The 18917-nt window shown below is 61.9% G+C and carries 21 protein-coding genes and 2 rRNA genes; 7 read left to right on the top strand and 16 right to left on the bottom strand.

From position 1 onward, the window contains the following. Both CBW66_RS29550 and CBW66_RS24895 read left to right on the top strand, forming a co-directional pair. Positions 1 to 320, top strand: a 320-nt coding sequence (locus CBW66_RS29550) for a TSUP family transporter (RefSeq protein WP_253251347.1), incomplete at its 5' end; no start/stop codon positions are given. Further along, on the top strand, positions 308 to 565 hold the full coding sequence (locus tag CBW66_RS24895; protein WP_086139850.1) for a GNAT family N-acetyltransferase: 258 nt from the start codon (positions 308 to 310) through the stop codon (positions 563 to 565). The genes CBW66_RS29550 and CBW66_RS24895, both read left to right, overlap by 13 nt. A gap of 75 nt (positions 566 to 640) precedes the next feature. On the opposite strand, the gene pyrE is transcribed toward CBW66_RS24895, so the two are convergent. Further along, entirely contained in the window at positions 641 to 1303 is a 663-nt protein-coding gene (pyrE, locus tag CBW66_RS24900; RefSeq protein ID WP_071079536.1) for an orotate phosphoribosyltransferase, read from the bottom strand. Positions 1304 to 1423: 120 nt separating this feature from the next. On the opposite strand from pyrE, the gene CBW66_RS24905 reads away from it, so the two are divergent. After that, a complete protein-coding gene (locus tag CBW66_RS24905) occupies positions 1424 to 2200 on the top strand; it encodes an exodeoxyribonuclease III (RefSeq protein WP_086139851.1) in 777 nt (258 codons plus the stop codon). Positions 2201 to 2349: 149 nt separating this feature from the next. Here the strand turns inward: CBW66_RS24905 and CBW66_RS24910 are convergent, their stop codons facing one another. From CBW66_RS24910 to CBW66_RS24970, 13 genes are all read right to left on the bottom strand, one after another. Continuing rightward, positions 2350 to 3252: an RluA family pseudouridine synthase gene (locus CBW66_RS24910; protein WP_086139852.1), complete on the bottom strand. Its 903-nt coding sequence runs from the start codon at positions 3250 to 3252 to the stop codon at positions 2350 to 2352. Between the two features lies 1 nt (position 3253). Then, positions 3254 to 4156: a M48 family metallopeptidase gene (locus CBW66_RS24915; RefSeq protein ID WP_086139853.1), complete on the bottom strand. Its 903-nt coding sequence runs from the start codon at positions 4154 to 4156 to the stop codon at positions 3254 to 3256. Next, entirely contained in the window at positions 4137 to 5396 is a 1260-nt protein-coding gene (locus tag CBW66_RS24920) for an AmpG family muropeptide MFS transporter (RefSeq protein ID WP_086139854.1), read from the bottom strand. The genes CBW66_RS24915 and CBW66_RS24920 overlap by 20 nt, the downstream gene beginning before the upstream one ends. Further along, positions 5396 to 6007 carry a methionine biosynthesis protein MetW gene (gene metW, locus CBW66_RS24925; RefSeq protein ID WP_086139855.1) on the bottom strand — a complete coding sequence of 204 codons (612 nt, stop codon included), beginning with the start codon at positions 6005 to 6007 and terminating at the stop codon, positions 5396 to 5398. Before metW ends, CBW66_RS24920 begins: the two co-directional genes overlap by 1 nt. Next, the gene (locus CBW66_RS24930; RefSeq protein WP_086139856.1) at positions 6004 to 7203 is read right to left on the bottom strand and encodes a homoserine O-acetyltransferase; all 1200 of its coding nucleotides are present in this window, start codon (positions 7201 to 7203) and stop codon (positions 6004 to 6006) included. Before CBW66_RS24930 ends, metW begins: the two co-directional genes overlap by 4 nt. 134 nt (positions 7204 to 7337) lie before the next feature. Continuing rightward, complete coding sequence (ptsP, locus tag CBW66_RS24935; protein WP_086139864.1) at positions 7338 to 9080, bottom strand: phosphoenolpyruvate--protein phosphotransferase; 1743 nt, start codon at positions 9078 to 9080, stop codon at positions 7338 to 7340. A gap of 44 nt (positions 9081 to 9124) precedes the next feature. Then, positions 9125 to 9394, bottom strand: coding sequence for an HPr family phosphocarrier protein (locus CBW66_RS24940; protein WP_010393142.1), 270 nt, complete (start codon positions 9392 to 9394; stop codon positions 9125 to 9127). 91 nt (positions 9395 to 9485) lie between these two features. Beyond that, positions 9486 to 9890: a PTS sugar transporter subunit IIA gene (locus CBW66_RS24945; RefSeq protein ID WP_029496035.1), complete on the bottom strand. Its 405-nt coding sequence runs from the start codon at positions 9888 to 9890 to the stop codon at positions 9486 to 9488. Between the two features lie 13 nt (positions 9891 to 9903). Then, positions 9904 to 10860, bottom strand: coding sequence for a glutathione synthase (gene gshB / locus CBW66_RS24950; protein WP_086139857.1), 957 nt, complete (start codon positions 10858 to 10860; stop codon positions 9904 to 9906). 96 nt (positions 10861 to 10956) lie between these two features. After that, positions 10957 to 12255, bottom strand: a complete 1299-nt coding sequence (gshA, locus tag CBW66_RS24955) for a glutamate--cysteine ligase (RefSeq protein WP_070222828.1) — start codon at positions 12253 to 12255, stop codon at positions 10957 to 10959. Positions 12256 to 12459: 204 nt separating this feature from the next. After that, positions 12460 to 14001, bottom strand: a complete 1542-nt coding sequence (locus tag CBW66_RS24960) for an ammonium transporter (protein WP_086139858.1) — start codon at positions 13999 to 14001, stop codon at positions 12460 to 12462. A gap of 11 nt (positions 14002 to 14012) precedes the next feature. Further along, positions 14013 to 14351 (bottom strand): P-II family nitrogen regulator, encoded by a 339-nt coding sequence (locus tag CBW66_RS24965; protein ID WP_010393464.1) that lies wholly within the window; start codon positions 14349 to 14351, stop codon positions 14013 to 14015. 11 nt (positions 14352 to 14362) lie between these two features. Further along, on the bottom strand, positions 14363 to 15130 hold the full coding sequence (locus CBW66_RS24970) for a TorF family putative porin (protein WP_086139859.1): 768 nt from the start codon (positions 15128 to 15130) through the stop codon (positions 14363 to 14365). Positions 15131 to 15400: 270 nt separating this feature from the next. Between CBW66_RS24970 and CBW66_RS24975 the strand changes: the two genes are divergently transcribed. The 4 genes from CBW66_RS24975 (at position 15401) to CBW66_RS24990 (ending at position 18416) form a co-directional block, all read left to right on the top strand. Continuing rightward, on the top strand, positions 15401 to 15649 hold the full coding sequence (locus CBW66_RS24975; protein ID WP_086139860.1) for an accessory factor UbiK family protein: 249 nt from the start codon (positions 15401 to 15403) through the stop codon (positions 15647 to 15649). Between the two features lie 111 nt (positions 15650 to 15760). Then, positions 15761 to 17281, top strand: a complete 1521-nt coding sequence (locus tag CBW66_RS24980) for a YifB family Mg chelatase-like AAA ATPase (RefSeq protein ID WP_086139861.1) — start codon at positions 15761 to 15763, stop codon at positions 17279 to 17281. Between the two features lie 64 nt (positions 17282 to 17345). Further along, positions 17346 to 17891, top strand: coding sequence for a hypothetical protein (locus CBW66_RS24985; protein ID WP_086139865.1), 546 nt, complete (start codon positions 17346 to 17348; stop codon positions 17889 to 17891). Positions 17892 to 18071: 180 nt separating this feature from the next. After that, complete coding sequence (locus CBW66_RS24990; RefSeq protein WP_071325465.1) at positions 18072 to 18416, top strand: DUF1840 domain-containing protein; 345 nt, start codon at positions 18072 to 18074, stop codon at positions 18414 to 18416. A gap of 61 nt (positions 18417 to 18477) precedes the next feature. Here the strand turns inward: CBW66_RS24990 and rrf (CBW66_RS24995) are convergent. Both rrf (CBW66_RS24995) and rrf (CBW66_RS25000) read right to left on the bottom strand, forming a co-directional pair. Further along, positions 18478 to 18590 (bottom strand): 5S ribosomal RNA (rrf, locus tag CBW66_RS24995). A 225-nt stretch (positions 18591 to 18815) separates the two neighbouring features. After that, a 5S ribosomal RNA gene (rrf, locus tag CBW66_RS25000) occupies positions 18816 to 18917 on the bottom strand; the annotation flags it as partial.

The raw sequence follows: 18917 nt of genomic DNA on the forward strand, positions 1-18917 counted from the left end.
TTCGTGATTCCCGCCGTTTCGTGATTCCCGCCGTACCATATCTGCAGGCACTGGGCCTGGCGCGCGATGCGCTGGTGCAGGCGCTGGGCCTGGCGTTTACGGCATCGACCGTGGCGCTGGCGGCCAGCCTGGCCCTGCACGGCGACTTCAACCTGGGCGCGGCCGGCGCTTCCGCGTATGCGCTGCTGCCAGCGCTGGCCGGCATGCTGGCCGGTCAATGGCTGCGCGGGCGCATCGCGCAGCTGGTATTCAAGCGCTGCTTTTTTATCGGCCTGTTCGCCCTGGGCCTGCATGCGGCGTTGCAACCATGGCTGGCGTGATGCGGATAGACTGGCAAGGAGACAGCGCGCTGTGCGCGTGGATCGATGGCCAGCAGGTAGCCATGCTCGACATCAGCCAGTGCGCGGATGGGGTGACGGTGAACATGCTGTTCGTGAAACCGCCGTTCCGCCGGCGCGGCATCGGCGGCGCGCTGCTGCGGCGGCTGCTGCAATGCCATCCGCAAGCTGGCGCCGCCTGCAGCGACCCGCGGCTGCGGGCGCTGCTGGAAGGTCATACGATGTAAAGCGCTCAGGGCAAGGCGCGGCGCGGCAGACAGCACGCTGGTGCGGCAACGCGCCGCAACGCCGCCATGGGCGCTTTAAATGCCATACTTGGCGCGGTATGCGGAAACGGCTTCCTTATGTTTCAGCAGTTCCGGATCGGCGCCCGCGCCGTTCAGGTAGCCGAACAAGTCGTCCAGGTTGCCGATCGAGATAACGGGAATGCCATACTGTTTCGACACTTCCTGCACCGCCGAACTTGGCGACAGCTGGCCGTCCGGGCCGGAACGCTCCATGCGGTCCAGGGCGATCAGCACGGCGCAGGGTTCGGCGCCGGCGGCGCGGATCATGTCCACCGATTCGCGCACCGAGGTGCCGGCCGAGATCACATCGTCAATGATGACGACCTTGCCATGCAGCTTGGCGCCGACGATGGTACCGCCCTCGCCGTGATCCTTGGCTTCCTTGCGGTTGAAGGCGAACGAGGTGTTGCGGCCCTTGCCGGCCAGCGCCACGGCGGTGGCCGACGCCAGGGTGATGCCCTTGTAGGCGGGGCCGAACAGCATGTCGAATTCCACGCCCGAGTCGAGCAGGGTCTGCGCGTAGAACTGCGCCAGCTCGGCCAGGGTGGCGCCGTCATGGAACAGGCCCGCATTGAAGAAGTACGGCGACTGGCGCCCGGCCTTGGTGGTGAACTCGCCGAACCGCAAGACTCCCTTGGATACTGAAAACGCGATAAACTGCTGGCGTAAATTATTCACATTAGCCTCATTTTTTAAAAGTGCCTGTATTTTAATCCGCGCGCAGCGGCGAGACAATCGCCATGCCGCGCCCGCCGGCGCCGTCCAGCGCCGCTTGCGCTCACCATTCACTCTCGACCTATGCCAAAAATTATCTCCGCCAACCTGAACGGCATCCGTTCCGCCGCCAAAAAAGGCTTTTTCAACTGGATGGGCACACAGACGGCCGATTTCATCTGCGTGCAGGAATTGAAGGCGCAGCTGCCCGACATGACGCCGGAATTCCTCAACCCGCACGGCTACCATGGCCATTTCCACTATGCCGAGAAAAAGGGGTACTCCGGCACGGGCGTGTACAGCAAGGTGGAACCGGACGCCGTGCATATCGGCTTCGGCAGCCCCGAATTCGACGCCGAAGGCCGCTACGTGCGCTGCGATTTTGGCAACCTGTCCGTCATTTCCGTGTACTGCCCCTCCGGCTCGTCCGGCCCGGAGCGCCAGGAAGCCAAGTTCCGCTTCATGGAACTGTTCCTGCCGCACCTGCTGGAATTGAAGGCGCTGGGCCGCGAAGTGGTGATCTGCGGCGACTGGAACATCGCTCACCATGAAATCGACCTGAAAAACTGGAAGGGCAACAAGAAGAATTCCGGCTTCCTGCCGGAGGAACGCGCCTGGCTGACGCGCGTCTTCGACGAAGTGGGCTTCGTCGACGTGCACCGCGGCCTGGACAAGCGCGAAGACCAGTACACATGGTGGAGCAACCGCGGCCAAGCCTACGCGAAGAACGTGGGCTGGCGCATCGATTACCACGTCGCCACCCCCGGCATCGCGGCCCAGGCGCATACGGTCAGCGTCTACAAGGACGAGCGGTTTTCCGATCACGCACCGTTGATCATCGATTACACGGTCAAGAGCTGATCTTTGACACGTCCGTGGTGGTGTCGGCTTACGCGCTTCGCGCTAAGCCGACCTACGTCTGATCTACCGTAGGTCGATTAGGTGGGGCCGCCGAGGTCCGCAGGGCCATAATCCGACAACATGGTTGACACGCCAACGGGGGTGTCGGGTTACGCCAGCACGCGCTGGCTTTCGAAATGGCGCGGCTCGCCGCTCAATGGGTCCGTGAAATCGATGGCGCGCGCCAGCAGCTGCAAGGGCTGCGACATGTCGTCTTCCTTGCACGGCAGGGCCAGCGGGTAAAACGCATCGTTGACGATGGGGATGCCCAGCGAGGCCAGATGCACGCGCAGCTGGTGCTTGCGGCCCGTGTGCGGCTGCAGCCGGTACAAGGCCACATCGCCGCGCTCTTCGATCACATCGATGACGGTTTCCGAATTCGGCTCGCCCGCTTCCTCGCGCATGAGGAAAAACTGCGCGCCCTCGACCATGCGGCTGCGGTAGGTAAATGGAAAATCGCGTCCCGCCAGCACGGGCGCCAGCGCCTCGTACGTCTTGCACACTTCGCGGCGCTGGAACAGCGACTGATAGGCGCCCCGGCTGGCTATCTGGCGCGAAAAAATCACCACGCCGGCCGTCTCGCGGTCGAGGCGGTGGATCGGCGTGAGGTCGGCGCTATCGAACCGTTTCTTCAGGCGCGTCAGCAAGGTCTCCTGCACGAAGCGCCCGCCCGGCGTCATGGGCAGGAAATGCGGCTTGTCGACCACGATCAGATGCTCGTCCTGGAACAATATCTCCTCTTTGAAGGGGATCGGCGTTTCCCCTTCCAGCTCGCGGTAGTAAAAAATGCGCATGCCGCGCTTGTAGGTGCTGCCGGGCGCCAGCACGGCGCCGTCGCTATCGACCACTTCGCCGCGCGCCATGCGGTCCCGCCATTGCGCGGCGCTGATCTGCGGATAGCGCTCGACCAGAAAGGACAGCATGTCCGGCCACTGCCCTTCCGGCAGCCACAGATAGCTGGCGGCGACGCCGTCGCGCATGGGCAAGGGTGCGGCGGCGTGACGCTTCGACATCCTAGCGCTGCGCGATGGCGGTGCTGCGGTATGGCGGCAAGGCGTCCACGCTGACGCCCTTGCTGCGCGCGTACAGGGGCAGCACTTGCGCCATGTGGCTGTTCATCTGCGAGATGCGGTCCTTGCCCGACGGGTGGGTCGAAAGGAATTCCGGCGGCGCTCCCTTGCTCACGGCCGCCATTTTCTGCCACAGGATGACACCGGCGCGCGGGTCGAAACCGGCGCGCGCGGCCAGGTCCATGCCGATCAGGTCCGCCTCGCGTTCATCGTCGCGCGAAAACTTCAGCATCACCCCCTGCGCCGCCATATTCGTGGCGGTGCTGGTGATGCTCGGATCGACGCCGAGCCAGGCCGACAGACCGGCGCCGGCCAGCTTGGCGCCGACGGCGGCCAGGTTGCCCTTGCCAGCCTGCGCCTGCGAATGTTCGCGCAAGGCGTGCGAGATTTCATGGCCCATGACGATGGCCACTTCGTCGTCGGTCAGATTGAGCTTGGTGATGATGCCGCTGTAAAAAGCGATCTGCCCGCCCGGCATGCAAAAGGCATTGACCTGGTCGGAATTGAGCAGGTTGACCTGCCAGTTCCAGTCGGCCGCCGCCTCGTTCCAGCGGGTGGCGAACGGGATGATGCGCTGGGCGATGGCGCGCAGGCGTTTGACCTGCGGGTCGCTGTCGGGCACCAGCGCATTTTTTTCCTTCGCCTCGTTGACCAGCTGCGCATATTGCTGCTTCGACTGTGCATTGAAATCGGCGCCGCCGGCAAAAATGCGCGACGTCGACAGGGGACGCACCTTGATGCCGTCCTGGACCGTCGCCTGCTGGGCGTGGGCGGACAGCGGTGCCAGCGCGGTGGCCGTGCACAGGCTGGCCAGGATGGCGTAACGTTTAAGGGATATTGGTGCCATTGGCAGACCTCCATGGAGCAATTTTAGGCAGCATCATCATGGCCGGAAAGGCCAGGAAGAAGCACACGATGAAAAACGAGAACCAGCCCAGCTCGGCGACCAGAAAGCCCACCGAGGCATTGATCAGGGTGCGCGGCACGGCGCTCAGGCTGGAAAACAAGGCATATTGCGTGGCAGTGTAGCGCGGGTCCGTTGTGCGCGACAGGAAGGCGACAAAGGCGGCCGCGCCCAGGCCCAGGCTGGCGAACGCTTCAAAACCGATCACCGCGCTCAGTAACATGGTATTCGGCCCCACTTGCGCCAGCCAGGCGAATCCCAGAATCGCGATCGCCTGCAGCGCGCCAAACACCCACAGGCCCCGGTTGATGCCCAGCTTGAGCATCCACACGCCGCCCACCACGCCGCCGGCCAGGCTGGCCCAGAAACCTGTGGTGTTGGCGGCCAGGCCGATCTGCGTCATGCTGAAACCCAGGTCCAGATAAAACTTCGTCGCCAGCGCCGTGGCCATGCTGTCGCCGATTTTGTAGAGTAATACGAAGGCGAGGATCCACATTGCGTTACGCCAACCATCGCGCGCGATGAATTCCTGGAACGGCAGAATGATCGCTTCGCGCATGGTCTTCGGCGGCGAGCCGTACACGGTCGGCTCCTTGATCAGCAGGGTGCAGACGAGGCCCGGCAGCATGAAGGCGGCCGTGATCCAGAACACGGGCTGCCACGGCATGCGGTCGGCCAGGATCAGCGACAGCGCGCCCGGCACCATGCCCGCCACTTTATAGGCATTGACGATGACGGCCGCGCCCAGGCCCTGCTCGTTGTCGCTGAGGATTTCGCGCCGGTAGGCATCGATGACGATGTCCTGGCTGGCCGACAGAAAGGCCACACCGCCGGCGGCGGCCGCGATCAGGCCGATCTGCGTGAGCGGATCGAGCATGCCCATAGCGCCGATGGAGAGAAACAGCGCCACTTGCGTGAGCGCCATCCAGCCGCGCCGGCGTCCCAGTCCGAGGATGCGGTAGCGGTCCATCAAAGGCGCCCACAGGAATTTCCAGATGTAGGGGAATTGCACCAGGGCGAACAGTCCCAGCGCCTTGACGTTCAAGCCCGACTTGGCCAGCCATGCCTGCAGCAGGTACAGCAGGATGAACAGGGGCAGGCCGGAACTGAAGCCCAGCACCAGCACGGCCAGCATGCGGCCATTGGCATAGGAACGCCAGCCAGGCGCCGGGCTTGTGGTCATCAATGCACCGCTTTTTTACGCAGGCGGAAGACGGCCAGGTCGCCGCGCAGATTGGGCAGCACGGAAACCATCTTGCCTTCGGCCAGGGCCACGCATTCGATCACTTCCAGGCCGCATTCCTCGGCCAGTTCGCGGAAGTCGTTGATGGTGGCGCAGCGCACGTTGGGCGTGTCGTACCACTGGTAGGGCAGCGATTTCGACACGGGCATCCGGCCTTTCAGCAGCGCCACGCGGTGCGGCCAGTAGGCGAAGTTGGGAAACGAGACGATAGCCTCGGCGCCGACGCGCACGATGTCGCGCAGCAGCGGCTCGACCTGCTTCATCATCTGCAAGGACGACAGGCACAACACCGTGTCGAAGCTGTTGTCGCCAAAGATGGCCAGGCCCTTTTCCATGTCCTGCTGGATTACGTTCACGCCGCGCTGGGTACTCGCCAGCACCTTGTCATCGGCGATCTCGATGCCATAGCCGCTGCACTCCTTGTCGCTTTGCAGATACTCCAGCATCACGCCTTCACCGCAACCCACGTCCAGCACGTGCGCGTTGTTCGGCACCCAGTGGGCGATGAAGGCCAGGTCGGGGCGCAGCGCGCTCAATTCGTCAAAAGTCATGCGGTCTCCTTCGCGCCCTGGCGGACGGCGGTGTGCGGTGCAGGAGCGGGCAAGCCCGCCCCGATGTCGTTCCAAACCTGGCCATAATAGGCGCGCACCATGTTCATGTAGCGCGCATCTTCCAGCAAAAAGGCGTCGTGGCCGTGCGGCGCGTCGATCTCGGCGTACGTCACCTGGCGGCGGTTGCACACCAGCGCTTCGACGATCTCGCGGCTGCGCTCGGGCGAGAAGCGCCAGTCGGTGGAAAACGAGGCGAGGAAGAACTTGGCCTTGGTACCCGAGAGGGCCTTGGCCAGGTTGCCGCCATGCGCGCGCGCCGGATCGAAATAGTCGAGCGCCTTGGTGATCAGCAGGTAGGTGTTGGCGTCGAAATATTCGGAGAACTTGTCGCCCTGGTAGCGCAGATACGATTCGATCTCGAAGTCGATGCCGAAGCCGAATTTGTAGTCGCCCGTCTGCGCCGCGTCGCGCAGCTTGCGGCCGAATTTTTCGGCCATGTCGTCGTTCGACAGATACGTGATGTGGCCCACCATGCGCGCCACGCGCAAGCCGTTCTTCGGCACCACGCCGTGCGCATAGAAGTCGCCGCCATGGTAATCGGGGTCGGACAGGATGGCCTGGCGCGCCACGTCGTTGAAGGCGATGTTTTGCGCCGACAGCTTGGCCGTCGAGGCGATCACCACGCAATGGCGCAGCCGCTCGGGGAACATGATGCTCCACGCCAGCGCCTGCATGCCGCCCAGCGATCCGCCCATCACGGCGGCGAACTGGGTGATGCCCAGTTCATCGGCCAGGCGCGCCTGGGCGCTGACCCAATCTTCCACCGTGACGACGGGGAAGGAAGCGCCATATGGCTTGCCGGTGGCGGGATTGGTGTGCATGGGGCCCGTCGAGCCGAAGCAGGAACCGAGGTTGTTGACGCCGATGACGAAGAATTTGTCCGTGTCGAGCGGCTTGCCGGGACCGACCATATTGTCCCACCAGCCCGTGCTTTTCGGCTCGTCCGCATAGACGCCGGCCACGTGGTGCGAGGCGTTCAGGGCGTGGCAGACCAGCACCGCGTTCGATTTATCGGCGTTCAGGGTGCCGTAGGTTTCATACATCAACATATAGTCCCGCAGCGATGCGCCGCTTTGCAGCTGCAGGGGTTGCGCAAAATACATGGTTTGCGGCGAAACGATTCCAATGGATGACATGTGTGTCGGTTTATAAAAGGGGGGCGGCCCCACGGGCCATGGTCGATGCAGCACCGCGATGATAGGTGCTGCAACTTTAACATCAGGACACCTCTTGCCGCGCGCGAGCTGTCCTGATGCTGATAGCTGACAGTTTACATGAGCTGCAACTGTTGTACGGCTTCCGCGATCACATTTGGTTCCATGGAACGCATAATTTTGCGCATTTGTGGTGCAATCAGGCTCAAGTCGCTGTTGAGAATCTCTTGCTTAACCGCCAACAGCTGGGCCGGATGCATGGAAAACTCGCGCAGCCCCATGCCCAGCAGCAAGCGCGTGAGCTTCACGTCGCCCGCCATTTCGCCGCACACGGCCACGTCGATGCCCGCCTTGTGGCCGGCCGCGATCGTCATCGAGATCAGCTGCAGCACGGCCGGATGCAGCGGATTGTACAAATGCGCCACTTCGTAGTCGACGCGGTCGATGGCCAGGGTGTACTGGATCAGGTCATTCGTGCCTATCGACAGGAAATCCATGCGCTTGACGAACATGGGCAGGGCCAGCGCGGCGGCGGGAATCTCGATCATGGCGCCCACTTCGACCTCGTCGTCGAACTTGACGCCCTCCTCGCGCAGGCTGGCCTTCGCCTGCGCGATCATGGCCAGCGACTGGTCGATCTCGAACGCATGCGCGAGCATGGGGATCAGGATGCGCACCTTGCCGAAGGCCGAGGCGCGCAGGATCGCGCGCAGCTGCGTCAGGAACAATTGCGGCTCGGCCAGGCAGTAGCGGATGGCGCGCAGGCCCAGGGCGGGATTCAAGGCCGTATGGTCGGACTGGTCGAGCGGCTTGTCGGCGCCGATGTCGAGCGTGCGGATGGTGACGACTTTTCCCTTCATCGACTGCACCGTGTTGCGGTAAGCCTCGAACTGCTCGTCCTCGGTGGGAATCTTGTGGGCGCGGCCCATGAACAGGAATTCGGAGCGGAACAGCCCCACGCCGCTGGCGCCCGACTCCAGCGCAAACGAGCAATCCTCGGGCAACTCGATATTCGCCAGCAGGGTGACGGGCGTGCCGCACTTGGTCACGGCCGGCGTCTTTTTCAGCTTGCCCAGCTTCTTGCGCGCGCGCTGCATGGCCACCTGGCGCTCGCGGTACTGTTCCAGCACCAGCGCGCTGGGGTTGGCGATGACCACGCCGGCGTCGCCGTCGATGATCAGCCAGTCGTCCTGCTCGATCAGCATCGACGCCTGCGACATGCCGACGGCGGCGGGAATATCGAGGCTGCGCGCGACGATGGCCGTGTGCGAGTTCTGCCCGCCCACGTCGGTGATGAAGCCGATGAAGGAGCGGTCGCGGAACTGCAGCATGTCGGCCGGAGAGATATCGTGGGCGACGACGATCATCTGCGCCATCAATTCGTCTTCGGCCGCGGCCTTGGGCAGCAGCTGCTCCGTACCCAGCAAGACTTTCAATACGCGCTCGGCCACCTGCTGGATGTCGGCCTTGCGTTCGCGCAGGTACGGGTCTTCGATTTCGTCGAACTGCGCCGACAATTCATCGATCTGCGTCAGCAGCGCCCATTCGGCGTTGTAATGGCGCTTGCGGATGATGTCGAGCGGCGCTTCGGAAATCATCGGGTCGGAGAGGATCAGCGCATGCACGTCGATGAAGGCGCCCAGCTCCGTGGGCGCATCCTTGGGCAGCTCGTTCCACAGGGTCTGCAGTTCCTTGTGGACGGTGGCGATGGCGCTTTGCAGGCGCTGGACTTCGGCTTCGATCTGTTCCTGGGCGACCAGGTAATGTTTGACGTCAAGGGCGGCCGGCGCCAGCAGATGTGCGCGGCCGATGGCGATGCCGCGGGAAACCGGGATGCCGTGGAGCGTGAAAGATGCCATGGGTTGACCTGTCGGAATGCGGCTGCGGCTGCGTTCGGCGGGCATTACTCGCCTTCGCCAAACCTGTCATTAATCAGGGCGGTGAGCGCATCGACACATGCCTGCTCATCATCGCCCTCGGCTTCCAGGGTCACTTTCGCGCCCTTGCCGGCGGCCAGCATCATCACGCCCATGATGGACTTGGCGTTGATGCGGCGCGCGTTGCGGGTCAGCCAGACGTCGCTCTTGAACTTGGCGGCGAGCTGGGTAAATTTGGCGGAGGCGCGTGCGTGCAGTCCCAGCTTGTTGATGATTTCGAGTTCTTTTTGAATCATTTTTGTATGGTCTCTATCCCTGAATGCACTGCATTGTTGCCAGCCCTGCCTATAAAACCCGCCGCCTTCAGGGCGGCGGCCATGTCACTCTTTACTCGCCCACGCGAATGCGGTTATCGACGCGCACGGCGCCGCTTTGCGCGCCGGCCAGCGCCATCTCCACCACCACGTCGAGCGTGTCGCGGCGATACGTGATGGCGCGCAGCAGCATCGGCAGGCTGATGCCGGCGATGACTTCCACCCTGCCCGCATCGGCCAGCTTGTTGCAGCAGTTCGACGGCGTGCCGCCCTTCACGTCGGTAATCACCAGCACGCCGGAGCCGTCGTCGAGGCGGCAGATGGCCTCCGACGCCAGCTTTTGCACTTCCGCCAGGTCCTGGTCGGCGACGACGTCGATGGCTTCAAACCGTTCCGTTGGCCCGCGAAACACATGCGCGCAGGCGGCGATGAAGGCCTGTCCCAGCGGGGCATGTGTCATGAGCAAAATCCCTACCATAGTCACTCACCTTCTAGCGCTGCCGCGCTTGCGCAACGCCATGCTCGACGGCATCGACAAACATGGCAGCCACATCAAAACCCGTCTGCTGCATGATTTCTTGGAAGCAGGTCGGGCTGGTGACATTGACTTCCGTCAGATAGTCGCCGATCACGTCCAATCCTACCAGCATCAGGCCACGCGCGGCCAGGATCGGGCCCAGCTTTTCTGCGATTTCCAGGTCGCGCGCCGTCAACGGCTGCGCCACGCCCGTGCCGCCGGCCGCCAGGTTGCCCCGCACCTCGCCCGCCTGCGGGATGCGCGCCAGCGAAAACGGCACAGGCTTGCCGCCGATGACGAGGATGCGCTTGTCGCCCTTGACGATGTCGGCGATAAAACGCTGCGCCATGATGGTTTGCGCGCCGTTCTCGCTCAAGGTCTCGATAATGGCGCCCAGGTTCAGGCCATCGGCCTTGACGCGGAAGATGCCCGTGCCGCCCATGCCGTCGAGCGGCTTGAAGATGACGTCCTGGTGCTTGGCGTGGAAGGCGCGCAGGCGCGCTTCGTCCGACGTCACCAGGGTCGGCGACGTGAATTCGGAAAACTGCGCGATGGCCAGCTTTTCATTGTTGTCGCGGATGGCGGACGGCTTGTTGAAGACGTGCGCGCCCTGCTTTTCCGCCAGTTCCAGCAAATACGTGCCGTACACGTATTCCATGTCGAACGGCGGGTCCTTGCGCTCGATGATGGCGTCCAGGACCGACAGGCGCACTTCCTCGGTGGAAACGACCTTGTACCAGTCGTGTTCGTCGCCCGTCAGCTCGATGTGTTTGACCCGCGCCGTGACGATGCCTTCTTCCAGCGCCATGTCCTTCTGTTCGAACGCATACACGGCGTGGCCGCGCCTGGCCGCCTCGCGCATCATGGCGAAGGTGGAATCTTTGTAAGTCTTGAAGCCTGCCAGCGGGTCGGCAAGGAATGCAATTTTCATGGTGCGTCCAATCGGGGAGCCTGATAAGGAATGCTTGATTCTAGCCGAGATCGCCAGGTGCGGTAGTCACCGCGCCCGGCAAGCTGCGGGGAGGGATCAATACACCTCGGGATTCGGGTCCGTGCGCTCCATTTCCAGCGACGCGGCCAGCAAGGCCAGGCGCGCCACCACGCCATACACATAGAAGCGGTTCGGCGCGGCCGTGCCCGGCTTGGCCTTCAAGTCCGGCACGGCATGCTGCTGGGCAAACGCCAGCGGCACGTACTGCGAGCCGGGCGCGTTCAGGTTCTGGTCCACGCCTTTTTCAGCATGCACGCGGTAAAAGCCACCCACCACATAGCGGTCGATCATGTAGACGACAGGTTCCGCCACGGCATCCTTGATGCTTTCAAAGGTCGGCACGCCTTCCTGGATGATCACGTCGGTGACGACCTTGCCGTCCTTGACGATGGACATCTTGTCGCGCTGCTTGCGCGACAGGTCGCGCACTTCGCTGGCGTCGCGCACCGTCATGATGCCCGTGCCATACGTGCCCGCATCGGGCTTGACGATGACGAAGGGCTTTTCCTTGATGCCGTATTCCTTGTATTTCTTGCGGATCTTGGCCAGCAGCACGTCGACGCTGGCGGCCAGCGCGTCCTCGCCCTCGCCTTCCTGGAAGTTGACGTCGCTGCACTTGGCGTGGAAGGGGTTGAGCATCCACGGATCGACATCGATCATCTTGCCGAATTTTTTCACCACTTCATCGTAGGCCGTGTAGTGGTTGCTCTTGCGGCGCAAGGCCCAGCCTGCGTGCAAGGGCGGCAGCAGGCTTTGCTCGTGAATATTTTGCAGGATATCGGGAATGCCGTCCGACAAGTCGTTATTCAGCAAGATCGTGCACGGATCGAAATCCTTCAAGCCCAGGCGGCGGCCATTGTTCAAACGCACGAGCGGCTCGATGACGAGCATGTTGCCATCTGGCAACGCCAGCGGTGTCGGCTGGGTGATCTCGGGCGACCACGAACCGAAGCGCACGTGCAGACCCGTCTGGCGGAAGATCTGCATCAGGCGCGCCACGTTCTGCAGGTATTGCGGCGTGGTGTTGTGCAATTCCGGCACGATCAGCAGGTTACGGGCGTCCGGGCAATATTTGTCGATGGCGGCCATCGCCGCCTGCACGGACAGGGGCAGCATTTCCGTGGCCAGGTTATGGAAACCGCCGGGGAACAGATTGGTATCGACGGGCGCCAGCTTGTAGCCGGCGTTGCGCAAGTCTACCGAGCAATAGAAGGGCGGCGTGTGCTCTTGCCACTCCATGCGAAACCAGCGCTCAATGGCCGGCGTCGCGGCCAGAATCTTTTTTTCGAGGTCGAGCAGCGGTCCGGTCAGGGCCGTGACGAGATGGGGAACCATAGTTACATCCTTAAATTATGTGCAGTATTCAAAAAAGCACACAGAACTGCCGACTATATTACCGTGTAAGTACCCCAAATCGGGGCAAAACCCTTGTTTTAAAGACCTTTTCCATTCCCACAACGAAAAAAAGGCACCTCCATGAGGCGCCTTTTCTGGCCGGACATGCCGCGCCGGGGCGCTGGCATGGCAGAACATTACTATTTAGCCATGATACGCTTGCTCGCCATGGCTGGTGATATCAAGGCCTTCGCGCTCTTCTTCTTCCGGTACGCGCAGGCCGATGACGATATCGACCAGTTTATAGGCGACGACGGAGACGATGGCCGACCAGAGAATGGTGGTGCCGACCGCTTGCGCCTGCACCCACACCTGATGGCCGATCGAATACGGGTCGGCCGACATCTTGTTGGTGACATAATCGAAGATGCCCTGGCCGCCCAGTTGTGGTGCAGCAAACACGCCCGTCAGCAAGGCGCCGAGGATGCCGCCCACGCCATGCACGCCGAACACGTCGAGCGAATCGTCGGCGCCGATCAGGCGTTTCAGGCCATTCACGCCCCACAGGCAGACGATACCCGCCAGCAAGCCCATGACCAGACCGCCCATCGGGCCGACAAAACCGGCGGCCGGGGTGATCGCCACCAGGCCGGCCACGGCGCCCGATGCGCCACCGAGCATGGATGGCTTGCCTTTGCTGATCCACTCGCCAAATACCCACGACAGGGTGGCGGCGGCAGTGGCCAGCAAGGTGTTGACGAAGGCCAGGGCCGCCACGTCGCCCGCTTCCAGCGAGGAACCGGCGTTGAAACCGAACCAGCCCACCCACAGCAGCGACGCGCCGATCATGGTCATCGTCAGCGAGTGCGGCGCCATCGATTCGCGGCCGTAGCCGACGCGCTTGCCGATCATGATCGCGCCCACCAGGCCGGCGACGGCGGCATTGATGTGCACCACGGTGCCGCCGGCGAAGTCCAGCGCGCCTTTTTGCCAGATCCAGCCCGCTTTCAGGGCTTCGCTGGCCGAGGTGGCGGCGTTGGTGATCAGGTCAGGACCGGTCCAGAACCACACCATGTGGGCCGCTGGCAAGTAGGCGAACGTGAACCACAGCACGACGAAGGCCAGCACGGCGGAAAACTTGGCGCGCTCGGCGAACGCGCCGACGATCAGCGCGCAGGTGATGGCGGCAAACGTGCCCTGGAAAGCGACAAAGACGAACTCGGGAATGACGACGCCCTTGCTGAAGGTGGCGGCGGCGGCAAACGTGCCCTTGGCCGGGTCCCAGATACCGTTCAGGAACAGGCGGTCGAAGCCACCGAAGAAGGCGGTTTTTTCCGTGAAGGCGATCGAGTAGCCATAGATGCACCACAGCACGATGACCAGCGCGAACACCATGAACACTTGCATCAGCACCGACAGCATGTTCTTCGAGCGCACCAGGCCGCCGTAGAACAGGGCCAGGCCGGGAATGGTCATCAAGATCACCAGCAAGGTGGAAATCATCATGAAGCTGGTATCGCCCTTGTTGGCGACGGGCGCGGCGGCTGGCGCAGCTGTGGCGGCCGGCGCTGCAGGGACAGCGGCTGGAGCGGCCGCGTCAGGCACGGGCGTGACGGCGGGGGTGGCGACGGCGGCAGTCGTGGCTGCCTCGGTCTTGGCAGGGGCATCGGCAAAGCTTGGCGTGGCGACGCCAAACGCACACAGACAGGCAAACCCAGCGAGCAATTTTGTTATATTTTTACGCATCAATATTCCCCTTAGAGCGCTTCGTTGCCGGTTTCACCGGTACGGATGCGAATGACTTGTTCCAGGTTGTAGACGAAAATCTTGCCGTCGCCGATTTTACCGGTACGCGCGGCGCCTTCGATCGCTTCGATGGCCTGGTCGACAATGGCGTCATCGACGGCTGCTTCAATCTTGGTTTTTGGCAAAAAATCGACGACATACTCGGCGCCACGGTAGAGTTCCGTGTGGCCTTTCTGGCGGCCGAAACCTTTGACTTCGGTGACGGTAATGCCTTGTACATTGATAGCCGACAAGGCTTCGCGTACTTCGTCCAGTTTGAACGGTTTAATGATTGCAGTAATCATTTTCATGGCAGTCTCGCTTAAAAGGTTTTGGATACGGTCAGCACGAGACCGGATTTCGCCAGATTCTTGCCATTCGGTGCCAGCGACGTGATGTTGGCCTTGACGGCGGCCAGAGCCACGGTCACCACGCCGAAATCCTTGGTCACGCCGAACTTGACATCGTTATAGCTGAGGGCGTCGTTGTGCTCGACTTTCTGCCGGCCGATATGCACGTTCATGATGTAGCCGTCGATCAAATCGAAGTTGCCGCCCACATCGAGGTAGCCGCTGTTCTTGCTGTCAGGCACGCCGAACAGATTGGTCGTCGAGTGCGAGTACTTGATGTACAGCGGACCGTAGCCGAGCTGGCCGTACAGCTCGAAGGTATTGGCATTCGTGCTCAATCCATTCGATGGGTAGAAATAGTACAGGCCGCCCACATCATAGGTAAAATCCTTGCTGAACTCGCCCCGCTTGCCGCCGTAGATATCCCATTCCACATTGGTATCGCCACCGCCGTCCTTGATCCACTTAATGCTCGACAACCAGGTGCCCACGTACAACCCCGTCGGATTATGGGTATAGTCGGCGCCGCCGCTGACGGCCGGGTTCAGGCGGCTTTGCGACACGCCACGGTAACGGTAATCGCTGGTCAGGGCCACGTTGTAGCTCACCACGTTATCCGGTACGGCTTCGGCCGCAGCAGGCGCCGCCACTGCATCCTCGGCCATGGCGCTGCCGCACAAGGCGGTCATGGCCAGCGTCAACGCTGCAGCTAAAGTCATGTTCTTGGACAGATTCTTCATGGCGATTCCCTTTTATTGAACTTTTAAAGCGGTTGAGGTTTAAAATCTTGGCTGGAGATCACAAAGCGTTCATACCTTCTTTAGCAGAATACGTGCCAGCTCTCTTGCCACCTTGACAGGTGCCTTTCCGGCCATACATACCCTGCAAGCCGCTGGGCATGCGGAAATACGCTGCTGAAGCGTTGTGGATTTGCCTATTTTCGCACCAGATTAACACCGCTGTGCACCGCAATGGTGCGATGCACATGCCGCACCATAAAAGGACTGATCATGGACATGAATACCTTCTTTAACGACTTGCAAGGCAAGATTCACCAAGCCATCGAGAACTCGCCGGCCAAGGATATCGAGAAAAACGTGAAATCGATGATGACCCAAGGCTTCGCCCGCCTCGATCTCGTCACGCGCGAAGAATTCGATATCCAGGCGCAAGTGCTGGCCAAGACCCGTGCCAAACTCGACGCACTGGAGTTGCGCCTGATCGAACTGGAAGCCCGCCTGAACGACCCGAAAGCCTGATGCCGGGCCAGCAAGGCGCCGGAATCGGTGGCCTTGCTGGCACACATCAAGCGTCAAGCTGATGCAAGGGCTAGACTGATCGTGCCCGCGCCCGCGGTGCAGGGGAGTCTGATGAGCCTGGCAGTCCTGAAAAGCCGCGCCCTGGCCGGCATGGAAGCGCCCGAAGTAAGTGTCGAAGTCCACCTTGCCAATGGCTTGCCTTCTTTTACCATCGTCGGCCTGCCGGATACGGAAGTGAAGGAATCGCGCGACCGCGTCCGTGCGGCGCTGCAAAACTGCGGCTTTGAGATGCCGGCACGGCGCATCACGGCCAATCTGGCGCCGGCGGACCTGCCCAAGGAATCGGGCCGCTTCGACCTGCCTATTGCCTTGGGTATCCTGGCCGCCTCCGGCCAGTTGCCGGGCGACCAATTACATCATTACGAATTCGCGGGCGAACTGTCGCTTTCAGGCCAGTTGCGTCCCATTCGCGGCGCCCTGGCCATGACTTTTGCCATGCAGCGCAGCCCGGCAGGTGCGCCACGCGCCTTCATCCTGCCGCAGGCAAACGCGGACGAGGCGGCGCTCGTCAGCGATGCCTGCATCTATCCCGCCCACAGCCTGCTCGAGGTCTGCGCGCATTTTGCCGCGCACGGCAGCCACACGGCCTTGCAACGCCATCAGCCCATGCTGGCAGCGCACGCTCTGGCCTATCCCGACTTTGCCGACGTGCAAGGGCAGCAGCAGGCGCGGCGGGCGCTGGAAGTGGCGGCCGCAGGCGGCCATAACGTCCTGATGGTCGGGCCGCCAGGCGCGGGCAAGACCATGCTGGCCAGCCGTTTTCCCGGCGTGCTGCCGCCCATGAGCGACGAAGAGGCGCTGGAATCGGCTGCCGTGCATTCGCTGGGCGGCCACTTCAAGGTGGAACATTGGAAACGCCGCCCCTATCGTGCCCCGCACCAGACGGCGTCCGGCGTGGCGCTGGTGGGCGGTGGCAACGTGCCGCGCCCCGGAGAAATCTCGCTCGCGCACTGCGGCGTGCTGTTTCTCGATGAAATCGCCGAATTCCAGCGCCGGGTGCTCGATGTGCTGCGCCAGCCCATGGAATCGGGCGTGATCAACATTTCACGCGCGGCCCGCCAGGCCGAGTTTCCTGCCCGCTTCCAGTTGATCGCCGCCATGAATCCCTGCCCGTGCGGCTATCTGGGCCACGCTTCCGGCCGTTGCCGCTGCACGCCGGACGCCGTGCTTCGTTATCACAGTCGCCTGTCCGGTCCGCTACTCGACCGTATCGACCTGCAAATTGAAGTGACCGCCATGCCGCCGGCGGCGCTGGGCCGGCACGCCGGCGCCGGCGAAAGCACGCAAGCCATCGCCACGAGGGTAGCGGCAGCCTTTGCCCTGCAGCTGGCACGCCAGGGAAAGGCGAATCAGCGCCTGAGCAGCACGGAAATCGAACAACATTGTCGCCTGGAAACGCATGGGGAACAGCTGCTGCACGGCGCCATGGCGCGATTGCACTGGTCGGCGCGTACCTACCACCGCGTACTGCGCGTGGCGCGCAGCATCGCAGACCTGGAGGCTAGCCCCGGCATCACGCAGCCGCACGTCGCCGAAGCGATCCAGTACCGCCGCGTGCTGCGTGAAATATAAGGCGGCCCGTAAGCGCCGCACGTGCACGATTGCGCGCGACTGGCGGCGCTGCTACCATCTGCTGATGAAAAAACCATCACTTGCCCTCTTTCTGGCTACGCTCGCGGCCGCCGGCATCTTGTCGGCTTGCAGTCCGAAGTTCGACTGGCGCGACTACCGCAGCCCCGACGCCCAGTTCACGGCCTTGTTTCCAGGCAAACCTGCCGTGCTGACGCGCGAGATCGATCTTGATGGCAAGAAAGTCAGCCTGACCATGACGGCCAGCGAGGTCGATGGCAATACCTTCGCCATCGGCAGCGCCGTGCTCGACAACGCAGAACAGGCGCAAGCCGCCCTGCCCGCCATGCAGACTGCCCTGTTAAAAAATATTAACGGCAGCGTGCGCAGCGAAAAATCGGCATCGACGGCCAGCAGCACGGTGGCCGGAACACACCAGCGCAGTTCGCTCAGCATCGAGGCCAGCGGCACACAGCAAGGCAAGCCGGTCGTGCTGGTCGGCCGTTTTGTGGCGCAGGATAAACGCATCTTCCAGATCATCATTCTCGGTGAAGAAAGCAAGCTGTCGCGTGACACCATCGACACCTTCATGGATTCGGTGAAACTGGATTGAGACTTAACGATCGCTTAAACGGCTGTGTTCACGGTAAGCAAGCTCTTGTAAATACGTGCGTTGTCCAACAGATGGCCCTGTCCGGCTTGCAAATGCGCAATCCGGGCAATCGGACGGCCTGTGCGACATTTCAAGTCGTGATATTGTTTCGACACTAACAACAAGTTTCAGAAAGCGCTTATGTTGATCTCATTCAAATCCAAATCCTCCCCTGAAGTGCTGATGTACCAAGAACATGCCCAGCGCATCCTCGACATCCTGCACAAGAACCCCACACGCGGCGTCATCACGCCAGCCGAAGCGGGCGATGCCTTGGCATTGCTGGAAAAAGAAGTCGCGGAAAGCAAACTGCATCCGGAAAACGACATCGAACACGATGCGCATACCCCGGAAACCCTGGAAGATGGCGAAACGGGCGCCCATGCGCGCGCGCAAAAAGTGCATTTCTCGCAGCGCGCCTATCCCTTGATGGAAATGCTGCGCTCGGCCAAGGCGGAAGGTGAAAGCATCACCTGGGGCATCTAGTCCGATGAATGCTGCAGACGAAAAAAAACCCCGCACCTAGCGGGGTTTTTTTATATAACAAGCCTGACGATAACCTACTTTCACACTGGTTGCAGCACTATCATCGGCGCAAAGTTGTTTCACGGTCCTGTTCGGGATGGGAAGGGGTGGGACCAACTTGCTATGGTCATCAGGCATAACTTTTTCAACAGCCTGCTCCCGACTGGGCAGCAAACCATCTGATCTGAGGAGGCGAATTATATCGCAATTTGCCTGAAAATGGGACCAAAAGTGGCCTTTTATTGCAATAAAACGTAGGTCGGCTTAGCGCTGCGCGCGTCAGCCGACGAACACCACTAGCCCCCCCAGACGTAAAAAAACCCCCACCGGATCACCGGAAGGGGGTTTTTCGAATAACAAGCCTGACGATAACCTACTTTCACACTGGTTGCAGCACTATCATCGGCGCAAAGTTGTTTCACGGTCCTGTTCGGGATGGGAAGGGGTGGGACCAACTTGCTA

Origin of the sequence: Janthinobacterium sp. GW456P (assembly GCF_002127655.1) — a bacterium.
Classification (GTDB): Bacteria; Pseudomonadota; Gammaproteobacteria; order Burkholderiales; family Burkholderiaceae_D; genus Janthinobacterium.

Coding starts and splice junctions, on each gene's coding strand:
- CBW66_RS24895 (WP_086139850.1), top strand. CDS start 308: ATGGCTGGCGTGATGCGGATAGACTGGCAAGGAGACAGCGCGCTGTGC.
- CBW66_RS24905 (WP_086139851.1), top strand. CDS start 1,424: ATGCCAAAAATTATCTCCGCCAACCTGAACGGCATCCGTTCCGCCGCC.
- CBW66_RS24910 (WP_086139852.1), bottom strand. CDS start 3,252: ATGTCGAAGCGTCACGCCGCCGCACCCTTGCCCATGCGCGACGGCGTC.
- CBW66_RS24915 (WP_086139853.1), bottom strand. CDS start 4,156: ATGGCACCAATATCCCTTAAACGTTACGCCATCCTGGCCAGCCTGTGC.
- CBW66_RS24920 (WP_086139854.1), bottom strand. CDS start 5,396: ATGACCACAAGCCCGGCGCCTGGCTGGCGTTCCTATGCCAATGGCCGC.
- metW (WP_086139855.1), bottom strand. CDS start 6,007: ATGACTTTTGACGAATTGAGCGCGCTGCGCCCCGACCTGGCCTTCATC.
- CBW66_RS24930 (WP_086139856.1), bottom strand. CDS start 7,203: ATGTCATCCATTGGAATCGTTTCGCCGCAAACCATGTATTTTGCGCAA.
- ptsP (WP_086139864.1), bottom strand. CDS start 9,080: ATGGCATCTTTCACGCTCCACGGCATCCCGGTTTCCCGCGGCATCGCC.
- CBW66_RS24940 (WP_010393142.1), bottom strand. CDS start 9,394: ATGATTCAAAAAGAACTCGAAATCATCAACAAGCTGGGACTGCACGCA.
- CBW66_RS24945 (WP_029496035.1), bottom strand. CDS start 9,890: ATGGTAGGGATTTTGCTCATGACACATGCCCCGCTGGGACAGGCCTTC.
- gshB (WP_086139857.1), bottom strand. CDS start 10,860: ATGAAAATTGCATTCCTTGCCGACCCGCTGGCAGGCTTCAAGACTTAC.
- gshA (WP_070222828.1), bottom strand. CDS start 12,255: ATGGTTCCCCATCTCGTCACGGCCCTGACCGGACCGCTGCTCGACCTC.
- CBW66_RS24960 (WP_086139858.1), bottom strand. CDS start 14,001: ATGCGTAAAAATATAACAAAATTGCTCGCTGGGTTTGCCTGTCTGTGT.
- CBW66_RS24965 (WP_010393464.1), bottom strand. CDS start 14,351: ATGAAAATGATTACTGCAATCATTAAACCGTTCAAACTGGACGAAGTA.
- CBW66_RS24970 (WP_086139859.1), bottom strand. CDS start 15,130: ATGAAGAATCTGTCCAAGAACATGACTTTAGCTGCAGCGTTGACGCTG.
- CBW66_RS24975 (WP_086139860.1), top strand. CDS start 15,401: ATGGACATGAATACCTTCTTTAACGACTTGCAAGGCAAGATTCACCAA.
- CBW66_RS24980 (WP_086139861.1), top strand. CDS start 15,761: ATGAGCCTGGCAGTCCTGAAAAGCCGCGCCCTGGCCGGCATGGAAGCG.
- CBW66_RS24985 (WP_086139865.1), top strand. CDS start 17,346: ATGAAAAAACCATCACTTGCCCTCTTTCTGGCTACGCTCGCGGCCGCC.
- CBW66_RS24990 (WP_071325465.1), top strand. CDS start 18,072: ATGTTGATCTCATTCAAATCCAAATCCTCCCCTGAAGTGCTGATGTAC.